Source organism: Streptomyces sp. NPDC002386, from assembly GCF_053593175.1.
The window spans coordinates 751,858-769,614 of the sequence record NZ_JBSFBX010000001.1 but is presented as its reverse complement, the minus strand read 5'-3'; the positions used below and the strand labels follow the sequence as shown (position 1 = coordinate 769,614).

Sequence of the window (17,757 nt, the reverse complement as noted above, 5' to 3'; positions counted from 1 at the left end):
GCTCCTAGCCAGCGGCCACTGCCGAATAGGTCCAGACGTCCGCCGGAAGGTCGTGCTCCAGGCGCCAGGTGATCGCCATCGGCTTGCTGCCGGTGTGGCTCTCGTAGGCGGCCGGGCCGAGGAGCATCCACGGCTGGGGCTTGCCTATGTCGGTGCTCTTGTAGCGGCGCATGAAGAGCAGGACGTGGCTGCCACGCTGCTCGTGGTGTCGGTAACGCAGGCCGGTACGGCTGTTCTCCGCCGTCGAGTTCTGGGACTCCCAGTGGAAGAGTGCCGGGCTCAGCGCGTAGTCCTTGTAGCGGACGGTGGGTGAGAAGTCCTTCTCGTTCTTCTCCAGCGTGATGAGCAGGGCATCCGTCTCCAGTTCCTCGACCCACTGCACGCCCTGGGCAAAGGAGCGTGGCATCTGCCCGCCGAAGCGGGCCACTCCGAGGGCGGCAAGGATCTCGGAGCGGTTGTACGCGCTGTGGACCCTCAGCGGAACATTGCTGAGACGTCCGGACAGCGGGATCGGGAAGTGGTCCGCCTGCTCCATGACGTGCGACAGTACCTGCCGCAACTCGTCGCGGAACGCCCGCTGAGCGCGTAGCGACTCAAGGCCCTCATGGAAGCTGGTGAACCCGCCCGCGTTGTCCCACAGGTTGAAGAACAGCATGCGGGCGTACGTCTGATCAGGCGGAGTCAGCTCCTCGTAGGACGGGGCGCCGTCTTCGAGGAGACGCAGATAGGCCGCTGCCCGCTCCGGGTCGTCGACGTGGAGGAACGCGTGGACCCGCTTGAGCAGCGCCGCCTCCCCGGCTGTCGAGCCCTCTTCGAGCAGACCGGCTCGCCGAAGGACGGTGGTCCAGGAGTTGTCACTATTGTAGAGCTCCTTGACCTCCCGGCGGCTCTCGCGAAGGTAGTCGGCGAGACGGCGAGTGCTGTACGCCTTCACCTCGTTCACCAGCGTCTTCACGGTGGCGCCCAACTGCGTACGGATGTTGTCCAGGACGAGGTCCTTGGACTTGCCCTCCAGGATGATCTGGCAGCCGGACGGCAACTGCGGGAAGTCGTGCTCTATGTGATCGACGAGCCGGTTCCGCGAGAGGTTGGTCAGTGCCCGGAACTGCTCCTCGAAACGGAACTCGGCACGGTGCTGCCCGATGAAGTCGAGGACGGTGAGCACGGGCTTCGTCTCGGTGCGCCGCAGTCCTCGTCCCAACTGCTGGAGGAAGACGGTGGCGCTGTTGGTGGGGCGGAGGAGGAGCAGAGTGTCCACGTCGGGGATGTCCAGCCCCTCGTTGAACAGATCGACCGAGAAGATCACCTGAAGCTTCCCCTCGCGCAGCTCGGAGAGGGCGCGGGCGCGCACTTCGGCAGGGGAGTCACTGTCGAGCGCCGTGGCCCGGAAGCCGGCCCGGCGGAAGAAGTCGGCCATGAAGTGGGCGTGGGCCTTGGTGACGCAGAAACCCAGTGCCCGCATGGCGCCCGGGTGGGAGACCTTGTCCCTGATCTGCTTCACGACGATCCGGGCACGGGCGTCGTTGCCCGTGTAGAGGTTGCCCAGTTCCCGGTCGGCGTACGTGCCCTTCTGCCAGCCAAGATTCGTCAGATCCGTACCGTCCGGAATGCCGAAGTAGTGGAAGGGACAGAGCAGGTCGTTCTCCAGGGCCTCCCACAGTCGCATCTCGGCGGCGATCCGGCCGTCGAAGAACTGGTCCTGAACGTTTCGACCGTCCATCCGCTCGGGCGTCGCGGTGAGGCCCAGCAGCTCCCGCGGAGTGAAGTGGTCGATGACCCGCCGGTACGTGGCGGCGGTGGCGTGGTGGAACTCGTCGATGACGATGACGTCGAAGTGTTCGGAGGCCAGTTGCTCAAGCCGTGAGACGTTCAGTGACTGGACGCTCGCGAACACGTGCTCCCAGGCGCGGGGTTCCGTGCCGGCGTGCAGCAGTTCGCCGAACGAGGCGTCGTCCAGGACCTCGCGATAGGTGCGCAGCGACTGCCGAAGGATCTCCTTGCGGTGGGCCACGAACAGCAGCCTCGGCCTGTCGCTCTTCGAAGGTCCGCACAGGCTCCGGTAGTCCAGGGCTGCCATCACGGTCTTACCGGTGCCGGTCGCCGCGACCAGGAGGTTGCGGTGACGTCCTCGGATCTCCCGTTCGACGCGCAGCCGCTCCAGCATGTCGCGCTGATGTGGGAAGGGCCGCACCTGGAGACCGGAAAGGTTGATCCTCAGGCCGGCGGCGGACGTGCCGCCGCCGGCCTGGGCCAGTGCCCCGTCAAGGCGCTTCGCGTGCAGATCGGGGTCGTACGTCTCGAAGGCGGTGTCGTTCCAGTACGCGTCGAAGGTCGCCTCGAACTTGTCCAGCACCGCGGGTGTCGCGATCGAGGACAGACGGACGTTCCACTCCACGCCGTCGAGCAGTGCGGCTCGGGAGAGGTTCGAGCTGCCGACGTACGCCGTGTCGAAGCCCGTCCTGCGCCGGAACAGCCACGCCTTGGCATGCAGGCGGGTCGAGCGGATCTCGTAGTTCACCTTGACGGTGGCACCGAAGTCGCGGACCAGACGGTCGAGCGCGTGGCGGTCGGTGGCGCCCATGTACGTGGTCGTGATGACGCGGATCGGTACGCCTCGCTCCTTGGCGGCGCGCAGAGCGTCCTCGAGAACACGGATGCCGTACCACTTCACGAAGGCGCAGAGCAGATCGATGCGGTCGGCCGTGGCGAGTTCGGCCCGCAGTTCCGAGCCCAGACTGAGGTCTTCCGGCGAGTTCGTGAGCAGCGACGTCTCGGAGAGCGGGGTGAGCGGCCGGATCGCGTACGCCCCAGGTGCCTCCTGCTCGGCCAGGGCGAGCAACTGCCGTGGGCCTTCCGCGACCTTCCTGACCGGCTCGGGTTCGCCCTGCTCAGGAATGGCGGTGCTCAGGGACGTCAGGATCTGGTTGGCGAACCGAACCTGCTGGGCCGGCGGGAGCTGATGGAGCTTGCGGGCGACCACCTCCCCGATATGACGGGCAAGCACGTGCGGCGCGGACTCCGCACTGACTTCCGCGTCGATGGCCTTCCACCCCAGGGCCTCTAGCTGCCCCAGCGTCTCGCTCACGTCGTCGGTAATCAGCTGTTCGTACACGCCAGCGACCGGCTGCACCTGTCCCCCCGGCTCCGCCACCTCGACCCCCTCGATCACTTGCGAAGTGCATCTGTTTTAACAGGGGGCACTGACAGACGTCCTCGCCTACAAAAGGGAGAAAACCCCTAAAGCAACTCCGAAGACCATGGAAAGCACACACCAAACCAGGTTCGCGGTAGGCGAGTACGACTTCGCCGTGCGGACCACCACCGTGCGCCGCGGGTCCTCCGGGTCGTAACGGAGGATCACAGGCGTGCCGCGGTACAGGGCGTTGGGGGAGTCGGGGTTCAGGGGGACCTGGCGGTAGGTCCGGGTGGCGGGGGCCGAGGGGTTGCCCGGGGGTGGGGCCTGGTAGCGGACCTGAGGCGGGTGGTAGGACGTGCCTACCCGGCGGGGGGAGTTGGCCACCTCGCCCCGCGTCCGGACGCCCCGCACGCCGAGCCGGTCCAGGGATCGGCGGGCGCGCAGGGCGGCGCGGGTGCCGTGGGCGCCGACGAACGTCCAGAAGGCGGCGAGGAGGAGGGAGAGGGTCAGCCAGGGTTGGGGCATGGCCGGGTCCGCCCCCTCCGTCTCGTTCCGACAGGCCGACCTTCTAGACGGCTACCGCGGGGTCCGGCGTTCCGTGGCACTCCCCGTACGCATGCCCCGAGCCGCACCAGCAGTGCGCGGTCCGCTGCGGGGGCCAGGCCACCGCGCGGCCGCGCGCCGCGAGGGTCGTGGCGTACTGGGGCAGGAGGGTCGCGTCGGACGGGCTCGAGCCCTCAGAGGCGGCGAAGGCCTCGTAGGACGGGACCGTGCCGGTGACGATGCCCAGGTTGGGCGTGCCCGAGGAGGCCAGTTCGCGGAGGGAGGCCTCTATGGTCGCCAGGTGGGCGTCGTGGGAGGGGTACTCCGCCGCCAGGTCGGCGTAGGCCGACAGCAGTTCCGTCAGCTCGGGGGCCGGCCAGTGCAGGACCGCCACCGGGAACGGGCGGGACAGGGCCTCGCGGTAGGCGCCCAGTTCGGCGTTGAGACGGGAGATCTCCGCGGCCAGCTCCGCCGGGTTGTCCGAGCCCAGGGACCAGACCCGCTTCGGGTCGTGGAGTTCGTCCAGCGGGACCGGGGAGGCGTGCAGGCCGTCCGCGAGGGTGTCCCAGTCGTCGTGGGGCAGGCCCAGCATGCGGCGGACGCGGTGGCGGCCGTAGAGCAGGGGGTGCGTGCCGTACGGGGGCTCCGCGCCGTCCGGGAGGAGGAGGGACGCCGCCTGCGTGAAGGTCTGCTCCGCCGCCTCCAGCTCGTCGTGCGACTCCAGGGACTCGGCGACGATCACCCAGGGGGCCGGGTCGCGGGGCGCGGACGCGCGGATGCCGTCGATGATCGCCCTGGCCTCCGCCTCGTGGTCGTACTCCCACAGGTTCGAGGCCTTCAGGGCGCGGACGAGGTGGGGGTTCTCCAGGCCGTCGGCGGAGGACAGCAGACGGTCGTAGAGCGTCGTCGCGGCGGGGCGGTCGCCGGACAGTTCCAGATGGGCCGCGGCGCGCAGGAGCAGGGCCTCGGTGTCCTCCGGGTACAGGCCGGCGGTCCGCTCCAGGCGTGCCGCTTCGGCGGTGTGGTCGACGTTCTCGGCAGGCGTGTCGGGGCGCATGGGTGACACCGTACTGCCGACCGGTGACACAGGTGGAGTACGTGGTCACCCGGCGCCGTCCCTCGTCCTCACATTCCGGTCATGCCGCCCCCGGTGAGGGCCGGGGCCAGCGACGGAACCCAGAAGACGGCGACGGCCAGCGCGAGTGAGGCGACGCCCACGGCGCGGGCCACCAGGTGGCCGGCCGGGGCCAGCTTCTCGACGGAGATCACGGCGGCCAGGACCACCATGGCCCACAGGTTCATCACGCCGAAGGCCGCCAGCACCACCATCAGCGACCAGCAGCACCCCAGGCAGAAGGCCCCGTGGTGGAGTCCGGCGCGCAGATCGCGCGAGGGCGCCGGGTACGAGGCGTAGCGCATGATCATCCCGACCGGCGAGCGGCACCTCGCCAGGCAGCGGTCCTTGAGGGGTGTGAGCTGGTAGACGCCGTTCACCGCGAAGACGGCCGCGGCCACCGCGGTCCCCGTCACGGCGGGCAGGCTCGTCACCCGGCCCAGGGCGGCGGCGAGGCCGTAGGCGGGCAGCCCGGCCGCGGCCCAGACCAGCAGGTAGGCGACGGTGAAGACGGCCATGCGCGGCGTCCGGTGGACGGTGATGGTGCGGGCGTACAGCCCGGCGACGGGCGCCGTCGCTGGCAGCATCATGGCCGCCATCATCAGCGTCCACACGGCCAGGAAGGCGGGCAGGCCCAGACCCATGGTTCCGGGCATCGCCGGCGTGCCGCCCCAGCGCGTCACCAGCCAGACCCAGGCGGCGGCCGCCGGGACCAGCAGCAGCGCGGAGGGGGCCGCCGTGCGGCCGACGGCGACCGGCCGACCGGTCACGCGGACCACGTGAAGGGCGCCGAGTGGGCGTTGCCGCCGGAGAAGTCCCAGGACCGGCCGTGGACGCCGGTGCCCGTCGCGCGGCTGGACCTGGCGATGGTCAGCGTGCTGTTCACCGGGTGGAACATGCCGGTGAGGCCCATGACCGGACCGTCCTCGCCGAACTGCGGTGCGACCTGGTCCTCGATCTCGATGTCGATGGCGTCACCCACCCGCGCCGAGTGGCGGCGGCCGTCGTCGCGGTAGTCGATGGGGAAGCGCTCCATGCCGAGGACCTCGCCGATGAGCGGGGTGAGCGCCGCCATCGGCCCCCCGGCGTGGCCGGAGAAGACCTTGCCCAGCGCCTCCGCCTGGCCGTCGTCGGCCGAGGCGTCGAGGTACAGCGCCACCTGCCAGCCGCCGTCGGCCATGACCCGGGGCGCGTCGATGAAGACGGCGACGTTGCGGCCGGCGACGTCGACGCCGTCCACGTTCCCGCTGTCCACGTGGAAGGCGAAGGTCACCTGGCAGCGCTCGTGGTCGGCCGGTGCGGTGAGGCCCGAGGTGGTACAGGGGCACACCACGTCGCAGTTGCAGCTCTCCAGGTACGTGCCGTTCAGATTCCAGGGCATGGCTCACGCCTCCCTCGTCACGTCCCCCGCGGTTATGCGTCCCCCTGGGTTCCACGTCACCCGTGGAACGCGCCGGAGGGCCCGTACGGTCGCGGCGCCGCTCCCCTCCCAGGCTATTCCCGGGAGTCCCCGCCCCGCAGGTCCGCCGTCGGCCCGGGGGCCGTGCCAACGGGCCGAGCATGGGACGGAGAACACGGCACGCGGAACGCGGAACCATTGTGGGGAGTGCGGGCGTTGTGATGAACAGGGGCCGGAAGCCGGTTCCGGCAGAGGGGACAGGGGGGTGCCGTGACCAGGGACAGCCGCAGCCGCGTCGCGCGTCCTCTCGCGCCTGCCGTTCTCCTGCTGACGCTCGTGCACCTGCTCGTGCTCCAGGCCGCACTCCTCGACACCGGCAGTCTGTCCGCCGCCGTCGCCCTCGCCGCGACGGCCGCCGCCGGGTCCGCGCTGGTCGCCTGCTCGCTGCTCGCCGGCCGCTGCGCGCCCGCCGTCCCGCCCCACGGGGTCCGCACCGCGATACGCGACCGGGCCCGCCGTACGGCCTTCCTGCCCCAGAGCGACCCGGACGCGGCGGGACGCCGCCGGCCCCGGGCACCGGGACACGCCCTCGCGACGATCCGCGCGTAGGGCACCCCTTCACTCACCTTCACCGACGAGACCGCCGGTCCCCACCGGTGCCCTCGCGCGGGTCGTCATGCCGCCCTGTCCTCTCCGGTCACACCGGCACCGACGCATCCCGTCCCGAAGGGTCCACCCATGTCCGTCTTCGCCCGTCTCGTCGAGCAGCTCGCCGACCTGCTCCAGCCGCTCTTCCACGCCTCCGCCGCGGCCGCCGCGATCATCCTGTTCACCGCTCTGGTACGGCTTCTCGTACACCCCCTGTCCCGGGCCACCGCCCGTGGCCAGCGGGCCCGCGCCGAACTCCAGCCGCGCATCGCCGAGCTGCGCGAGAAGCACGCCGAGGATCCCCGGCGGCTGCAGAAGGCGGTGCTGGAGCTGCACGCCGAGGAGAAGGTCTCGCCGCTCTCCGGCTGCCTGCCCAGCCTGCTCCAGCTCCCCGCCTTCTTCCTCCTCTACCACCTGTTCTCGAACACCACGATCGGCGGCGCGAGCAACGAACTGCTGACCCACTCGCTGCTCGCCGCACCGCTCGGTGGCCGCTGGGCCGACACCCTCGCCGATGGCGGGGTGTTCGGGGCGGCCGGGCTCGTCTACCTCGCTCTCTTCGCCCTCGTCGCGGCCGTCGCAGCCTTCAACTACCGGCTCACCAAGCTGATGGCGGCGAAGAACCCGGTCGCGGCGGCCGCCGGGGACGGCGGGCAGGTGCCGGGGCTCGCGGCGGTCGGCAAGGTGATGCCGTTCATGTCCTTCTTCACGCTCGTCACCGTGGCGGTCGTACCGCTCGCGGCCGCGCTCTACGTCGTCACCAGCACGACCTGGAGCGCGCTGGAACGGGCCGCGCTGTACCGGTGAGCCGGGGCGTTGTGGACGGCGGGGTTACGGTCCAGTACCTGAACAGGGTCTTGTGGAGTGGACAGGCGACTTGGAGGATCGACCAGTCCTGCGATGGCTGCACCCATCCGCCGGGCGCCCGCGATCGAGGGAGATTGTGACCATGAAGCTGCTGCGAGTCGGTACTGCCGGAGCGGAGCGCCCGGCGCTGCTCGACGCCCAGGGAACCCTGCGCGACCTGTCGGGGATCGTGGACGACATCGACGGCGCGCTGCTCGCCGACGACGGCGCGCTCGGCCGCGTCCGGGCGGCGGCCGAGGCCGGTGAGCTGCCCGCGCTGGACGCGGCGGGGCTGCGGATCGGACCTCCCCTGGGCCGGATCGGCAAGATCGTGTGCATCGGGCTCAACTACCACGACCACGCCCGGGAGACCGGCGCGGAGCCGCCCGGCGAGCCCGTGATCTTCTTCAAGGCGCCGGACACGGTCGTCGGGCCGAACGACACCGTGCTGGTGCCGCGCGGCTCCGGCAAGACCGACTGGGAGGTGGAACTGGCCGTCGTCGTCGGACGTACGGCCCGCTACCTGGAGTCGGCCGAGGAAGGGCTCGCGCATGTCGCCGGGTACGCGGTGGCGCACGACGTGTCCGAGCGGGAGTTCCAGATCGAGCGGGGCGGAACCTGGGACAAGGGGAAGAACTGCGAGACGTTCAACCCGCTGGGCCCCTGGCTGGTGACGGCGGACGAGGTCCCGGACCCGCAGGCGCTCGCGCTGAGGCTGTGGGTCAACGGGGAGCTGAAGCAGGACGGCACCACGGCCGAGCAGATCTTTCCGGTGGGGGAAGTGGTGCGGTACGTCAGCCGGTTCATGACGCTGTACCCCGGCGACGTCATCAACACCGGTACCCCGGCGGGGGTCGCCCTGGGGCAGCCCGACCCGAAGCCGTTCCTGCGGGCCGGGGACGTGGTGGAGCTGGAGGTCGAGGGGCTGGGGCGGCAGCGGCAGGAACTGAAGGACGCGTAGGCGCTCCGCTGGGTTGGGTCTTGGGTGCGGGTGGGTTGTGGCTTGTTGCGCAGTTCCCCGCGCCCCTGGGTGTTGAGGCTCGGGGGTTGGGTGCGGGTCGTTTGGGGTTGATCGCGCAGTTCCCCGCGCCCCTTTCGGGTGTTGAGGTTGGGGGTTGGGTGCGGATCGGTCGTGGCTTGTCGCGCAGTTCCCCGCGCCCCTGTGGGGGTGTTCGGGTGGGGTTCCGGGCGCGGGTGGGTTGTGGCTTGTCGCGCAGTTCCCCGCGCCCCTATGGGGGTTTCTCCGCGCCCCTTGGGGGGTGCTGGGGTCAGCGGAGTAGGTCGGACAGGTGGCGCCAGGCCTGGCGGGGGAGGGTGTTTCGGTCGTCGCCGTCGATGATCTGGAGCGCCACGTGGTCGGCGCCCGCCTCGTGGAAGGCGTTGATCCGGGCGCGGATGCGGTCCTCGGGGCCCCAGGCGTAGAGGGCGTCGACCAGGCGGTCGCTGCCGCCGGCCGTCAGGTCGTCCTCGGTGAAGCCCAGGCGCTGGAAGCTGTTGGTGTAGTTGGGCAGGGTCAGGTACATCGCGAGGTTCTCGCGGGCCAGAGTGCGGGCCGTGGCCGAGTCCGTCTCCAGGATGACCTTGAACTCCGGTGCCAGCAGCGGCTCTTCGCCCAGGATCTCGCGGGCCCGCGCCGTGTGCTCGGGGGTGACGAGATAGGGGACCGAGCCCGCCGCCCGGTCGCGGGACAGCTCCAGGGTCTTCGGGCCCAGGGCCGCCAGTACCCGGCGCCCGGCCGGGACACCGGCCTTGTCCAGCCCGTCCAGGTAGGCGACGAGCGCGGAGTACGGGCGCCGGTACTGCTCCGCGAGCTTGGCGTGGCTCACGCCGAGGCCGAGCAGGAAGCGGCCGGGATGGGCGGACTCCACCTCGGCGAAGGCGGCCGCGCTCTCCTCGGCCTCGTACTGCCAGATGCTCTGGATGCTCGTGCCGACGGCCAGCCGGGACGTCGCTGCAAGGAGCGGGAGGGCGTGCCGGGGCGCGCTGCTGCCGCCCAGCCAGGCCGCGCCGTAACCGAGTCGCTCCAGTTCCGCGGCGGCCTCGGCGATCTCGCCGTGCCGGGACGGGTCCTCCGAGCGCAGGCCCACGCTCCAGACGCCGTACCGGCCGACGGTCTTCCTGGCGGTGCTCGCGTCGTTCGTCGACTCGCTCATCGGGTCACTTCCCTCCGGACGGGTGGCGTGCCGTGATCATCGTGCACGTCGGTCCCAACCGGAGGGAGCGGCGCGGTAATCCCGCCGGCGGGCTACTGGCCGAGGAACCGCTCCAGCGCCTCCACGACGAACCGGTGGTCCTGGAGCTGTGGCAGGCCGGAGACCGTCACCGTGCCGACGACGCCCACGTTCTCGACGTTGACCGGGAAGGCGCCGCCGTGCGCGGCGTAGGTGTCGGCGTCCAGGCGGGAGGACTCCTCGAACGTGGTGCCCTTGGCCCGGAAGCGGGCGCCGACCAGGTACGAGGAGGCGCCGTAGCGCTCCACCACCCGGCGCTTGCGGAGGATCCAGGCGTCGTTGTCGGGCGTGGAGCCGGGCAGGGCCGCGTGGAAGAGCTGCTGGCCGGCGCGGTGGATGTCGATCGCGACCGGGGCCTGGCGTTCCCGGGCCAGCTCGACCAGGAGCGAGCCGAGCGCCCACGCGTCGTCGTGGGTGAACTGCCGGAAGACCAGGCGGCGTTCCTGCGCCTCCAGCTCCTCCACACTCGGGGTGACCTCGGGGGCGAACTTCGGGGTGATCTTGGGGTGGTGCATCAGAGGGTCACCGTCACCTTGTCGCGGGCGGACCGGCGGGCCGCCTCCAGTACGTCGAGGGCGGCGGCCGCCTCGACGGCGGGCACCGGGTTGGATCCCGCGCCGTTCAGGGCCGCGGCCACGGCCGCGTAGTAGGCGGGGTAGTCGCCGGCGAGGGTCGGTACGGGGCGGCCGCCGCCGGTCACCGGGGACTCTCCGGCACCGAGCCGCCCCCACAGGGACTCGGGCTCCGTACCCCAGTCGGCGCCCGTGCCGGGGCGCTCGTCCGCGCGCAGGGCCGCCTCCTGCGGGTCCAGGCCGTACTTGACGAAACCGGCCTGTGAGCCCAGCACCCGGAAGCGCGGGCCGAGCTGGGCCGTGGTCGCGGAGACGTGGAGGTGGGAGCGGACACCGTTCGCGTGGGTGAGCGCGATGAAGGTGTCGTCGTCGGTCTCCGCGCCCGGACGGCGGATGTCCGTCTCGGCGTACACCTCGGTGACCGGGCCGAAGAGGACCAGGGCCTGGTCGACGACATGGCTGCCGAGGTCGTAGAGCAGACCGCCGATCTCCGCCGGGTCGCCGGACTCGCGCCAGCCGCCCTTCGGACGCGGGCGCCAGCGCTCGAAGCGGGACTCGAAGCGCCAGACGTCGCCCAGTTCGCCCTTCTCCAGCAGGTCCCGCAGGGTCAGGAAGTCGTTGTCCCAGCGGCGGTTCTGGAAGACCGACAGCAGCAGGCCGCGCTCCTCGGCGAGGGCGGCCAGCTCCCGCGCCTCGGCCGCCGTGCCCGCGACCGGCTTGTCCACGACCACCGGCAGGCCTGCCTTCAGGGCGGCCGTGGCGAGCGGGACGTGCGTCCTGTTCGGGGAGGCGATGACGATCAGGTCCAGCTCGCCGGCGCGGCCGAACAGCTCCTCGGGGGTGCCGGCGACACGGACGTCCGGGAACTCGGCGCGGGCCTGCTCCTGCCGCTCCGGGTTCGAGGTGACCACCGTGTCCAGGGTGAGGCCCTCGGTGGCCGCGATGAGCGGGGCGTGGAAGACGGAGCCTGCGAGGCCGTAGCCGATCAGGCCGACGCGGAGGGGGGTACCAGTCATGCCCTCTACTTTCGCAACGCTGTTGCCAAAGTGCAAGCGGAGAGGACAATGGGGGAATGGGTGGCGTGAACAGCGTGAGCAGGACGAAGAGCGGACCGGTCGGAGCGAATCTGTTCGCCGTGCGGTCGCACAACACCGCGCTGGTGCTGGATCTGCTGCGCGGTGCCGGGACGGCGGGGATCAGCAGGCTGGAGCTGGCCGAGCGGACCGGGCTGACCCCGCAGGCCGTCAGCAAGATCACCGCGCGGCTGAGGGAGACGGGGTTCGCGGCGGAGGCCGGACGCAGGGCGTCCACCGGGGGCAAGCCGCGCACCGTGCTGCGGCTGGTGCCGGATGCGGGCCACGCGGTGGGGGTGCACCTGGACCGGGACGAGCTGCGGGCGGTGCTGGTGGACCTCGACGGGGCCGTCGTGGGCGAGCGGTGCGCCGCGCTGGACCTCGGAGGCGGGGCACAGGCGGTGCTGGGGGTGGTCGCGGGCGAGGTGTCGGAGCTGGTCGGGGAGGTGCTGGGAGGTCACGGCGGCTCCACGGGCCCGCCCGCGGGACTCGACGGTGCCGGCTCGCTGCTCGGGGTGGGCGTGGCGCTGCCCGGGCCGCTCGATCACGCGCGGGGGGTGCTGCACCGGGTCACCGGGTTTCCGGAGTGGGACGGGTTCCCGCTGCGGGACGCGCTGGTGGAGCGGCTGGGGGTGCCGGTGGTGGTGGACAAGGACACGAACGCGGCGGCGCTGGGCCTGTCGGTGGGGGTGTGCGGTGGTGCGGGGGCCGGTCGTGTGGGGGGCGCGGACGGGTCGTTCGCGTATCTGCACCTCGGCACGGGGCTGGGAGCGGGGCTGGTGATCGGCGGGGACGTGCACCGGGGGGCGCGGACCGGGGCGGGGGAGTTCGGGCACCAGGTCGTCCAGCTCGACGGGCCCGCGTGCGAGTGCGGGGACCGGGGGTGCGTGGAGGCGCTGTGCCTGGGGGCCGTGGCGCGGGGTGAGGTGCGGGAGGCCGCGCGGGTGCTGGGGGTGGGGGCGGGGAATCTGGTCGGGCTGCTCGACATCGATCTCGTGCTGCTCGGGGGGCGGACGGTGGCGGGGGCGCCGGAGGTGTTCGTGGAGGGGGTCGCTGAGGTGCTGGCAGCTCGGGCTCGGCGGGAGGGGGTGGCCGAGGGGTGTGTGCCGGTGCGGGTCGTCGGTGGGGAGCGGGTCGTCGCCGAGGGGGCCGCGCAGTTGTTGCTGGCGCCGGTTTTCGGGCGGGCGGCGGCTTAGGAGGCGCCGGGGGGCGTTGCGGTCGGCGGTGCTGTGGGTGGGCGGTGTCGGTCGGTGCCGGCTCCGGAGGTGTTCCGATCGCCCGCGCTCTGCTGGGTGCTCGGTGCCGGTGCGGGCCCCGGGGGTGTACTCGCCCGCGCTCGCGGGGTGCCGCTGCGCCCACCCGTGCCGCCCCGGGCGGCACGCATGCCCGCAGCCGGGTGAAAGGTGGTGGGGATCGGACGGGGGTGCGGAGTGGCGGGGCGGGTTTGGTGGGGGCTTCCGGGATGGTCATGTGTTCATGCGACTGTGTGCGTGCGTGTCCCTGTCCCTGGGTCTTGCCGCAGGCGCCGTGTCCGTGCCGGTTCCGTCGGCCGCTGCCCAGGCGGACGCGACGTGTGCGGCGTCCGGCGACCGCGCCTTTCCGCTGGCCACCCGCATCCACGGCGGGCCCGGCGCCTACGAGGCGGGCGGTGGATTCGGCACCTGGTACCTCGACCTCACCAACTCCACCGGCCGGACCTGTACCGACCTCCATCCGGTCGTCGTGCTCGTCGACGACAAGCGCGCCCTGAAGCCGTCCCAGCCCAAGCTGGAGTTCTACGACGGCACCCGCGCCCTGCCGGTCGCCTTCGAGAGCACCGACGCCCAGGAGCTGGTCGGCGTGCTGGACGCGGAGGGGTTCGACGGGTTCACCGTGCCGCCCGGCAGGACCGTCACCGTCAAGCTCAGGCTCTCCCTCACCTCCGACGCCGTGTCCGACCAGGTCACCGCGAACGCCGCCGTCGTCCAGCGCCGGGGCGAGGACGGCGACTGGGTCGGTGAGTCCAACGCCTACCGCTTCTCCGTCGCCGGCGGGGCGGACGGGCGGCAGCAGGACGAGGAGCAGCAGGAGGGGAGCGGGACTCCGACGCCGGGAGACGGTGACGCGAGCGCCGGTCCGGACAGCAGTGCCAGTCCGGGGGGTACGGCGAGCCCGGACGGCAGCGCCAGCCCGGAGGCGGCGGCGACCCCGGTCAGCTCCACGGACACCGGGACCGAGCCCCGGCCGACGGTCAGCGGCGCCGATCCGGGTACCAGCGCGCTGCCCTTCACCGAGGCCGCGCAGCAGGCCGGAGAGCGGGCCCGGGAGCTCGCGCGGACCGGGATCGGGCTCGCCCACGGGCTGCTCGCGGCCGTCACCGCGCTCCTCGTGGTGGGCGGCGCGGCCTTCCTGGTGGCCCGCCGGCGCCGCTGAGGGAGGGCTCCGCCCGCCCGCTCCACTGACCTGCGACCTGCCAGGGTCAAGATCCCGGCCACCTGATTAGGCTGGTGGCGTCGGTACGCCGTGGTTCCGGCGCCCCCGTTCTTGACCGTACGCATGTCAGGAGACGCACAAGCATGGCAGACCGCAAGCCCATCGAGTCGTGGCTCACCGACATGGACGGCGTCCTGATCCACGAGGGGGTCCCGATCCCCGGTGCCGACGCCTTCCTGAAGAAGCTGCGCGACTCGGGGCGGCCCTTCCTGGTGCTCACCAACAACTCCATCTACACCGCGCGCGACCTGCACGCCCGGCTCCGGCGGATGGGCCTGGACGTGCCGGTGGAGAACATCTGGACCTCCGCCCTGGCCACCGCCCAGTTCCTGGACGACCAGCGGCCCGGCGGCAGCGCCTACGTCATCGGCGAGGCCGGTCTGACCACCGCGCTGCACGACATCGGTTACATCCTCACCGACCACGAGCCCGACTTCGTGATCCTCGGCGAGACCCGCACGTACTCCTTCGAGGCCCTGACCAAGGCCGTGCGGCTGATCAACGACGGTGCGCGGTTCATCGCCACCAACCCCGACAACGTCGGCCCGTCCACCGAGGGCGACCTGCCCGCCACCGGCTCGGTCGCCGCCCTGATCACCGCGGCGACCGGCAAGAAGCCGTACTTCGTCGGCAAGCCCAACCCGCTGATGATGCGTGCCGGGCTCAACGCGATCGGCGCGCACTCGGAGGCCTCCGCGATGATCGGTGACCGTATGGACACCGACGTCCTGGCGGGCCTGGAGGCCGGGATGCGCACCTTCCTGGTGCTGAGCGGTGTCACGCAGCCGGCCGACGTCGACCGCTATCCGTTCCGCCCCTCGCAGGTCGTCGACTCCATCGCGGACCTGGTCGACCTCGTCTGAGGCCCGCCCGAGCCGGGGACCGAGCGGGCCCGAGCCCGGTGCCGAGTGGGACCGGGCTCCGGCCCGAGCGGACCCCGTGCGGACCCTGGTGAGGTCCTGAGCTGGGCTTTTCATATCGAACCCCACCCGTTCGGAGTAATCGCGCACCTTCCGAGGATGCGTAGGCGCGCGGTACGGGGGAGCCTCCCAGTATCTGGAGGTTCACGATGGGCTCACAACGCCTCACTCTCTGTTCCGGGACTCTCTGCGCCGGACTGGTCGCCGTCATCGCCTTCACCACGGCCGCCTGCGCGACCGACCGAGCCCAGGGAGTCGCCGACCGGGGAGTCTCCGACCAGGGCGTCTCCGTGACCCCGGTCTCTCCGGCCCCCGGCACCGATGTGTCCCTGCACGTGCGCGGCTGCAGCGCGTCGCGGGCCGTCGCCGCGTCGAAGGCGTTCGTCGCCGATGCCCGGCTGACGTCCGACATGGGCATCCTGAGCGGTGACACCCGTGTGAGCGCCTCGGTCGCGCCGGGTGTCTACGACGTGCGGGTCACCTGCGCCGACGTGGCGCTCAACAGCAGGATCACCGTCGGGCGCAAGGCCGCGGGCCTGTTGCAGCAGGGGGACGGCACCGGCGGCACCGCGCAGACCGGGGACCCGTCGGGCACGGTCGGCACGGCCGCCTCGCCCGTCGCGCCGGTCGCCGCGGGCGGTGGCGGTACCGCGCACTTCGCCACGGTGGCCACCGACGGGTCCGGCCCGGGCGCCGGCCAGACCGTGACCGGCCTGGCCCTCGCCGGGATCGCCGCGGCCGCCGTCGGGCTGCGCAGGGCCCGCCGGAGCCAGGGCGCGGACTGAGCGCGGGCGGCGGCCATGTCCGAGGAGTACGGCCACAGTTCGGCCGCCGGACGCCTGGTCACCGTCCTGGCCTGGACGCTGCTGCTCTTCGGGCTGTGGCTCTGGGGCAGGGGCGTCACCGGCGTTCCGCAGACCCCTGCGGGGCCCGCCACGGGCGACGTGGCCGGGATCGGCCGTGCGGACGTAGTCCGGCTGCCGCCCGCGGCCGAGCCGCTCACGGCAGCGGTCCCGCAGCGCCTGGACATCCCCCAACTGGCCGTCACCGCGCCGGTCGTGGCCCGGGGGCTGGACGCGCGGGGCGCCATCGAGCCGCCCCCGTTCGACCAGCCGGGAGTGGTCGGGTGGTACGGCGCGGGGACCAAGCCCGGCGCGGTGGGGACCGCGCTGCTGGTCGGACACGTCGACACGGAGACCCGGCCCGCCGTCTTCTACAAGATCAGCACGCTCAAGCCCGGCGAGAGCGTCCGGGTGGTCCGTGCGGACGGCCGGGTCGCCCACTTCACCATCGAGGACGTGCGCGTCCTGCCCCGCGACGGCTTCGACGCCAAGACGGCCTACGGCCCCCGGAAACCGGGCCGCGCCGAACTCCGGCTGATCACCTGCGGAGGCACCTTCGACCGGGCGAGCCGCAGCTACACGGCGAACGTGGTCGTCTCGGCGTACCTGACCGGCACCGGCCCGTGACCGCGGCCCCCGTCGCCTGAGCGGCCCCCGGGCGCCCCCTCCGGAGGGACCGTGCGAGCGGCCCCCGGCGGACGCCCGGCAGGCCCCGGCCCCCAGTCGGAGCCGCCTCCCGACCGGCTGCCCGAGCCGGGCACCGGGCGCCCCGGCCCCCCGCCCCCACGCCCGAACGACCTCGTGACCGGCGCGGGCGGTGTGCCACGATTGGCACTCGGAACGATGCGCCCAGGGGGGAAATCGCATGCACGACAGCAGGGGGGTCCGTACCGCGGCACGGGTACGGGCGTCCGCGGTGGTGCTGGGGGCGGCACTGCTGGCCGCCGGCTGCTCGTCCGGCGGGGACGGATCGGACGACGCGAAGGCCGACATCGGCCAGCGGCCCAAGTCCACCGACCCGTTCTGGGTGAACCCGGACGGCAACGCGGCCCGCCAGCTCGTCGCCTACCAGAAGGCCGGCAGGAAGCCCGAGGCCCAGCGGATCCGCCGGATCGCCGAGCAGCCGACCGGGGAGTGGATCGGCCCCGAGAACCCCGAGCAGGAGGCCCGCGGCTTCACCGAGGCCGCCGCGAAGGCCGACCGCACCGCACTGCTCGTCCTCTACAACATCCCGCACCGCGACTGTGGCCAGTACTCCCAGGGCGGCGCCACCGACGGGGACGGCTACCGCGCCTGGATCGACGGGGTGGCCCGGGGCATCGGCGACCGCGCCGCCACCGTCGTCCTCGAACCCGACGCCGTGCTGCACCTCGTCGACGGCTGCACCCCGGACGAGGTCCACGAGGAGCGCTACGACCTGCTCAAGGGCGCCGTCGCCAGGCTGAAGTCGCTGAAGAACACCAAGGTCTACCTGGACGCGGGCAACGCCGGCTGGGGCCACCCCGACCAGATCTTCCAGCCTCTGCGCCAGGCCGGCGTCGACCAGGCCGACGGGTTCGCCGTCAACGTCTCCAACTTCTACTCCACCGAGGACTCCATCGCCTACGGCAAGCAGCTCTCCGCGAAGGTGGGCGGCAAGCACTTCGTCGTCGACACCAGCCGCAACGGCAACGGCCCCTACACGGGCGGGGATCCGGCGCAGCGGTGGTGCAACCCGCCCGGCCGGGCGCTGGGGCGGACCCCGACGACCAGGACGGACGACCCGCTGGTCGACGCGTATCTGTGGGTCAAGCGCCCCGGGGAGTCCGACGGCACCTGCAAGGGCGGGCCGAAGGCGGGCCAGTGGTGGGCCGGCTACGCCCTCGGGCTGGCCGGGGCGGGCACGCGGTAAGGCGGGCCCACGGCACGGCGGAAGGGGCGCCCTCCGGTGCGGAGGACGCCCCTTCGGGACCGCGGGTCGC

General features: G+C 72.3%; 17 protein-coding genes. 9 read left to right on the top strand and 8 right to left on the bottom strand.

Going from position 1 to position 17,757, the window contains the following annotated elements; all coding sequences use genetic code 11:
* Positions 1 to 4 precede the first annotated feature (4 nt).
* The 5 genes from ACWCPN_RS03435 to ACWCPN_RS03415 form a co-directional block, all read right to left on the bottom strand.
* Entirely contained in the window at positions 5 to 3,151 is a 3,147-nt protein-coding gene (locus tag ACWCPN_RS03435; RefSeq protein WP_451202285.1) for a DUF3427 domain-containing protein, read from the bottom strand.
* Positions 3,152 to 3,217: 66 nt separating this feature from the next.
* Positions 3,218 to 3,661 (bottom strand): hypothetical protein, encoded by a 444-nt coding sequence (locus tag ACWCPN_RS03430; protein ID WP_451202129.1) that lies wholly within the window; start codon positions 3,659 to 3,661, stop codon positions 3,218 to 3,220.
* A gap of 43 nt (positions 3,662 to 3,704) precedes the next feature.
* Positions 3,705 to 4,736, bottom strand: coding sequence for an SEC-C domain-containing protein (locus tag ACWCPN_RS03425; protein ID WP_451202128.1), 1,032 nt, complete (start codon positions 4,734 to 4,736; stop codon positions 3,705 to 3,707).
* A 68-nt stretch (positions 4,737 to 4,804) separates the two neighbouring features.
* On the bottom strand, positions 4,805 to 5,563 hold the full coding sequence (locus tag ACWCPN_RS03420) for a DUF2182 domain-containing protein (protein WP_451202126.1): 759 nt from the start codon (positions 5,561 to 5,563) through the stop codon (positions 4,805 to 4,807).
* Positions 5,560 to 6,174: a DUF1326 domain-containing protein gene (locus tag ACWCPN_RS03415; protein WP_451202125.1), complete on the bottom strand. Its 615-nt coding sequence runs from the start codon at positions 6,172 to 6,174 to the stop codon at positions 5,560 to 5,562. The genes ACWCPN_RS03420 and ACWCPN_RS03415 overlap by 4 nt, the downstream gene beginning before the upstream one ends.
* Positions 6,175 to 6,462: 288 nt before the next feature.
* Between ACWCPN_RS03415 and ACWCPN_RS03410 the strand changes: the two genes are divergently transcribed.
* The 3 genes from ACWCPN_RS03410 (at position 6,463) to ACWCPN_RS03400 (ending at position 8,647) form a co-directional block, all read left to right on the top strand.
* Positions 6,463 to 6,801: a DUF6412 domain-containing protein gene (locus ACWCPN_RS03410; protein WP_365126943.1), complete on the top strand. Its 339-nt coding sequence runs from the start codon at positions 6,463 to 6,465 to the stop codon at positions 6,799 to 6,801.
* 129 nt (positions 6,802 to 6,930) lie between these two features.
* Positions 6,931 to 7,647 carry a YidC/Oxa1 family membrane protein insertase gene (locus ACWCPN_RS03405; protein WP_451202123.1) on the top strand — a complete coding sequence of 239 codons (717 nt, stop codon included), beginning with the start codon at positions 6,931 to 6,933 and terminating at the stop codon, positions 7,645 to 7,647.
* A gap of 142 nt (positions 7,648 to 7,789) precedes the next feature.
* Positions 7,790 to 8,647: a fumarylacetoacetate hydrolase family protein gene (locus ACWCPN_RS03400; RefSeq protein WP_392291776.1), complete on the top strand. Its 858-nt coding sequence runs from the start codon at positions 7,790 to 7,792 to the stop codon at positions 8,645 to 8,647.
* A 307-nt stretch (positions 8,648 to 8,954) separates the two neighbouring features.
* Here ACWCPN_RS03400 and ACWCPN_RS03395 read toward each other — a convergent pair whose 3' ends face one another.
* The 3 genes from ACWCPN_RS03395 to ACWCPN_RS03385 all read right to left on the bottom strand — a co-directional run bounded on the left by ACWCPN_RS03395 (position 8,955) and on the right by ACWCPN_RS03385 (position 11,505).
* The gene (locus ACWCPN_RS03395) at positions 8,955 to 9,839 is read right to left on the bottom strand and encodes an LLM class F420-dependent oxidoreductase (RefSeq protein WP_451202121.1); all 885 of its coding nucleotides are present in this window, start codon (positions 9,837 to 9,839) and stop codon (positions 8,955 to 8,957) included.
* 92 nt (positions 9,840 to 9,931) lie between these two features.
* Positions 9,932 to 10,432, bottom strand: coding sequence for a heme-degrading domain-containing protein (locus ACWCPN_RS03390; protein WP_451202120.1), 501 nt, complete (start codon positions 10,430 to 10,432; stop codon positions 9,932 to 9,934).
* Positions 10,432 to 11,505 (bottom strand): Gfo/Idh/MocA family protein, encoded by a 1,074-nt coding sequence (locus tag ACWCPN_RS03385; RefSeq protein WP_451202119.1) that lies wholly within the window; start codon positions 11,503 to 11,505, stop codon positions 10,432 to 10,434. Before ACWCPN_RS03385 ends, ACWCPN_RS03390 begins: the two co-directional genes overlap by 1 nt.
* Positions 11,506 to 11,561: 56 nt before the next feature.
* Here ACWCPN_RS03385 and ACWCPN_RS03380 point away from each other — a divergent pair, with 56 nt between their 5' ends.
* The 6 genes from ACWCPN_RS03380 to ACWCPN_RS03355 all read left to right on the top strand — a co-directional run bounded on the left by ACWCPN_RS03380 (position 11,562) and on the right by ACWCPN_RS03355 (position 17,687).
* On the top strand, positions 11,562 to 12,758 hold the full coding sequence (locus ACWCPN_RS03380) for an ROK family transcriptional regulator (protein ID WP_451202118.1): 1,197 nt from the start codon (positions 11,562 to 11,564) through the stop codon (positions 12,756 to 12,758).
* A gap of 337 nt (positions 12,759 to 13,095) precedes the next feature.
* Complete coding sequence (locus ACWCPN_RS03375) at positions 13,096 to 13,974, top strand: hypothetical protein (RefSeq protein ID WP_451202117.1); 879 nt, start codon at positions 13,096 to 13,098, stop codon at positions 13,972 to 13,974.
* A gap of 143 nt (positions 13,975 to 14,117) precedes the next feature.
* Positions 14,118 to 14,897, top strand: a complete 780-nt coding sequence (locus ACWCPN_RS03370; protein ID WP_365126959.1) for an HAD-IIA family hydrolase — start codon at positions 14,118 to 14,120, stop codon at positions 14,895 to 14,897.
* A 206-nt stretch (positions 14,898 to 15,103) separates the two neighbouring features.
* The gene (locus tag ACWCPN_RS03365) at positions 15,104 to 15,739 is read left to right on the top strand and encodes a hypothetical protein (protein WP_451202116.1); all 636 of its coding nucleotides are present in this window, start codon (positions 15,104 to 15,106) and stop codon (positions 15,737 to 15,739) included.
* 15 nt (positions 15,740 to 15,754) lie between these two features.
* A complete protein-coding gene (locus ACWCPN_RS03360; protein WP_451202115.1) occupies positions 15,755 to 16,423 on the top strand; it encodes a class F sortase in 669 nt (222 codons plus the stop codon).
* A gap of 238 nt (positions 16,424 to 16,661) precedes the next feature.
* Positions 16,662 to 17,687 carry a glycoside hydrolase family 6 protein gene (locus tag ACWCPN_RS03355; protein ID WP_451202113.1) on the top strand — a complete coding sequence of 342 codons (1,026 nt, stop codon included), beginning with the start codon at positions 16,662 to 16,664 and terminating at the stop codon, positions 17,685 to 17,687.
* Positions 17,688 to 17,757: the final 70 nt, after the last annotated feature.

Excerpts from the sequence above, each read along its gene's own strand:
- ACWCPN_RS03405 (WP_451202123.1), top strand. The coding sequence starts at position 6,931 with ATGTCCGTCTTCGCCCGTCTCGTCGAGCAGCTCGCCGACCTGCTCCAG.
- ACWCPN_RS03360 (WP_451202115.1), top strand. The coding sequence starts at position 15,755 with ATGTCCGAGGAGTACGGCCACAGTTCGGCCGCCGGACGCCTGGTCACC.
- ACWCPN_RS03370 (WP_365126959.1), top strand. The coding sequence starts at position 14,118 with ATGGCAGACCGCAAGCCCATCGAGTCGTGGCTCACCGACATGGACGGC.
- ACWCPN_RS03425 (WP_451202128.1), bottom strand. The coding sequence starts at position 4,736 with ATGCGCCCCGACACGCCTGCCGAGAACGTCGACCACACCGCCGAAGCG.
- ACWCPN_RS03380 (WP_451202118.1), top strand. The coding sequence starts at position 11,562 with ATGGGTGGCGTGAACAGCGTGAGCAGGACGAAGAGCGGACCGGTCGGA.
- ACWCPN_RS03385 (WP_451202119.1), bottom strand. The coding sequence starts at position 11,505 with ATGACTGGTACCCCCCTCCGCGTCGGCCTGATCGGCTACGGCCTCGCA.
- ACWCPN_RS03365 (WP_451202116.1), top strand. The coding sequence starts at position 15,104 with ATGGGCTCACAACGCCTCACTCTCTGTTCCGGGACTCTCTGCGCCGGA.
- ACWCPN_RS03400 (WP_392291776.1), top strand. The coding sequence starts at position 7,790 with ATGAAGCTGCTGCGAGTCGGTACTGCCGGAGCGGAGCGCCCGGCGCTG.
- ACWCPN_RS03355 (WP_451202113.1), top strand. The coding sequence starts at position 16,662 with ATGCACGACAGCAGGGGGGTCCGTACCGCGGCACGGGTACGGGCGTCC.
- ACWCPN_RS03430 (WP_451202129.1), bottom strand. The coding sequence starts at position 3,661 with ATGCCCCAACCCTGGCTGACCCTCTCCCTCCTCCTCGCCGCCTTCTGG.
- ACWCPN_RS03415 (WP_451202125.1), bottom strand. The coding sequence starts at position 6,174 with ATGCCCTGGAATCTGAACGGCACGTACCTGGAGAGCTGCAACTGCGAC.
- ACWCPN_RS03395 (WP_451202121.1), bottom strand. The coding sequence starts at position 9,839 with ATGAGCGAGTCGACGAACGACGCGAGCACCGCCAGGAAGACCGTCGGC.
- ACWCPN_RS03390 (WP_451202120.1), bottom strand. The coding sequence starts at position 10,432 with ATGCACCACCCCAAGATCACCCCGAAGTTCGCCCCCGAGGTCACCCCG.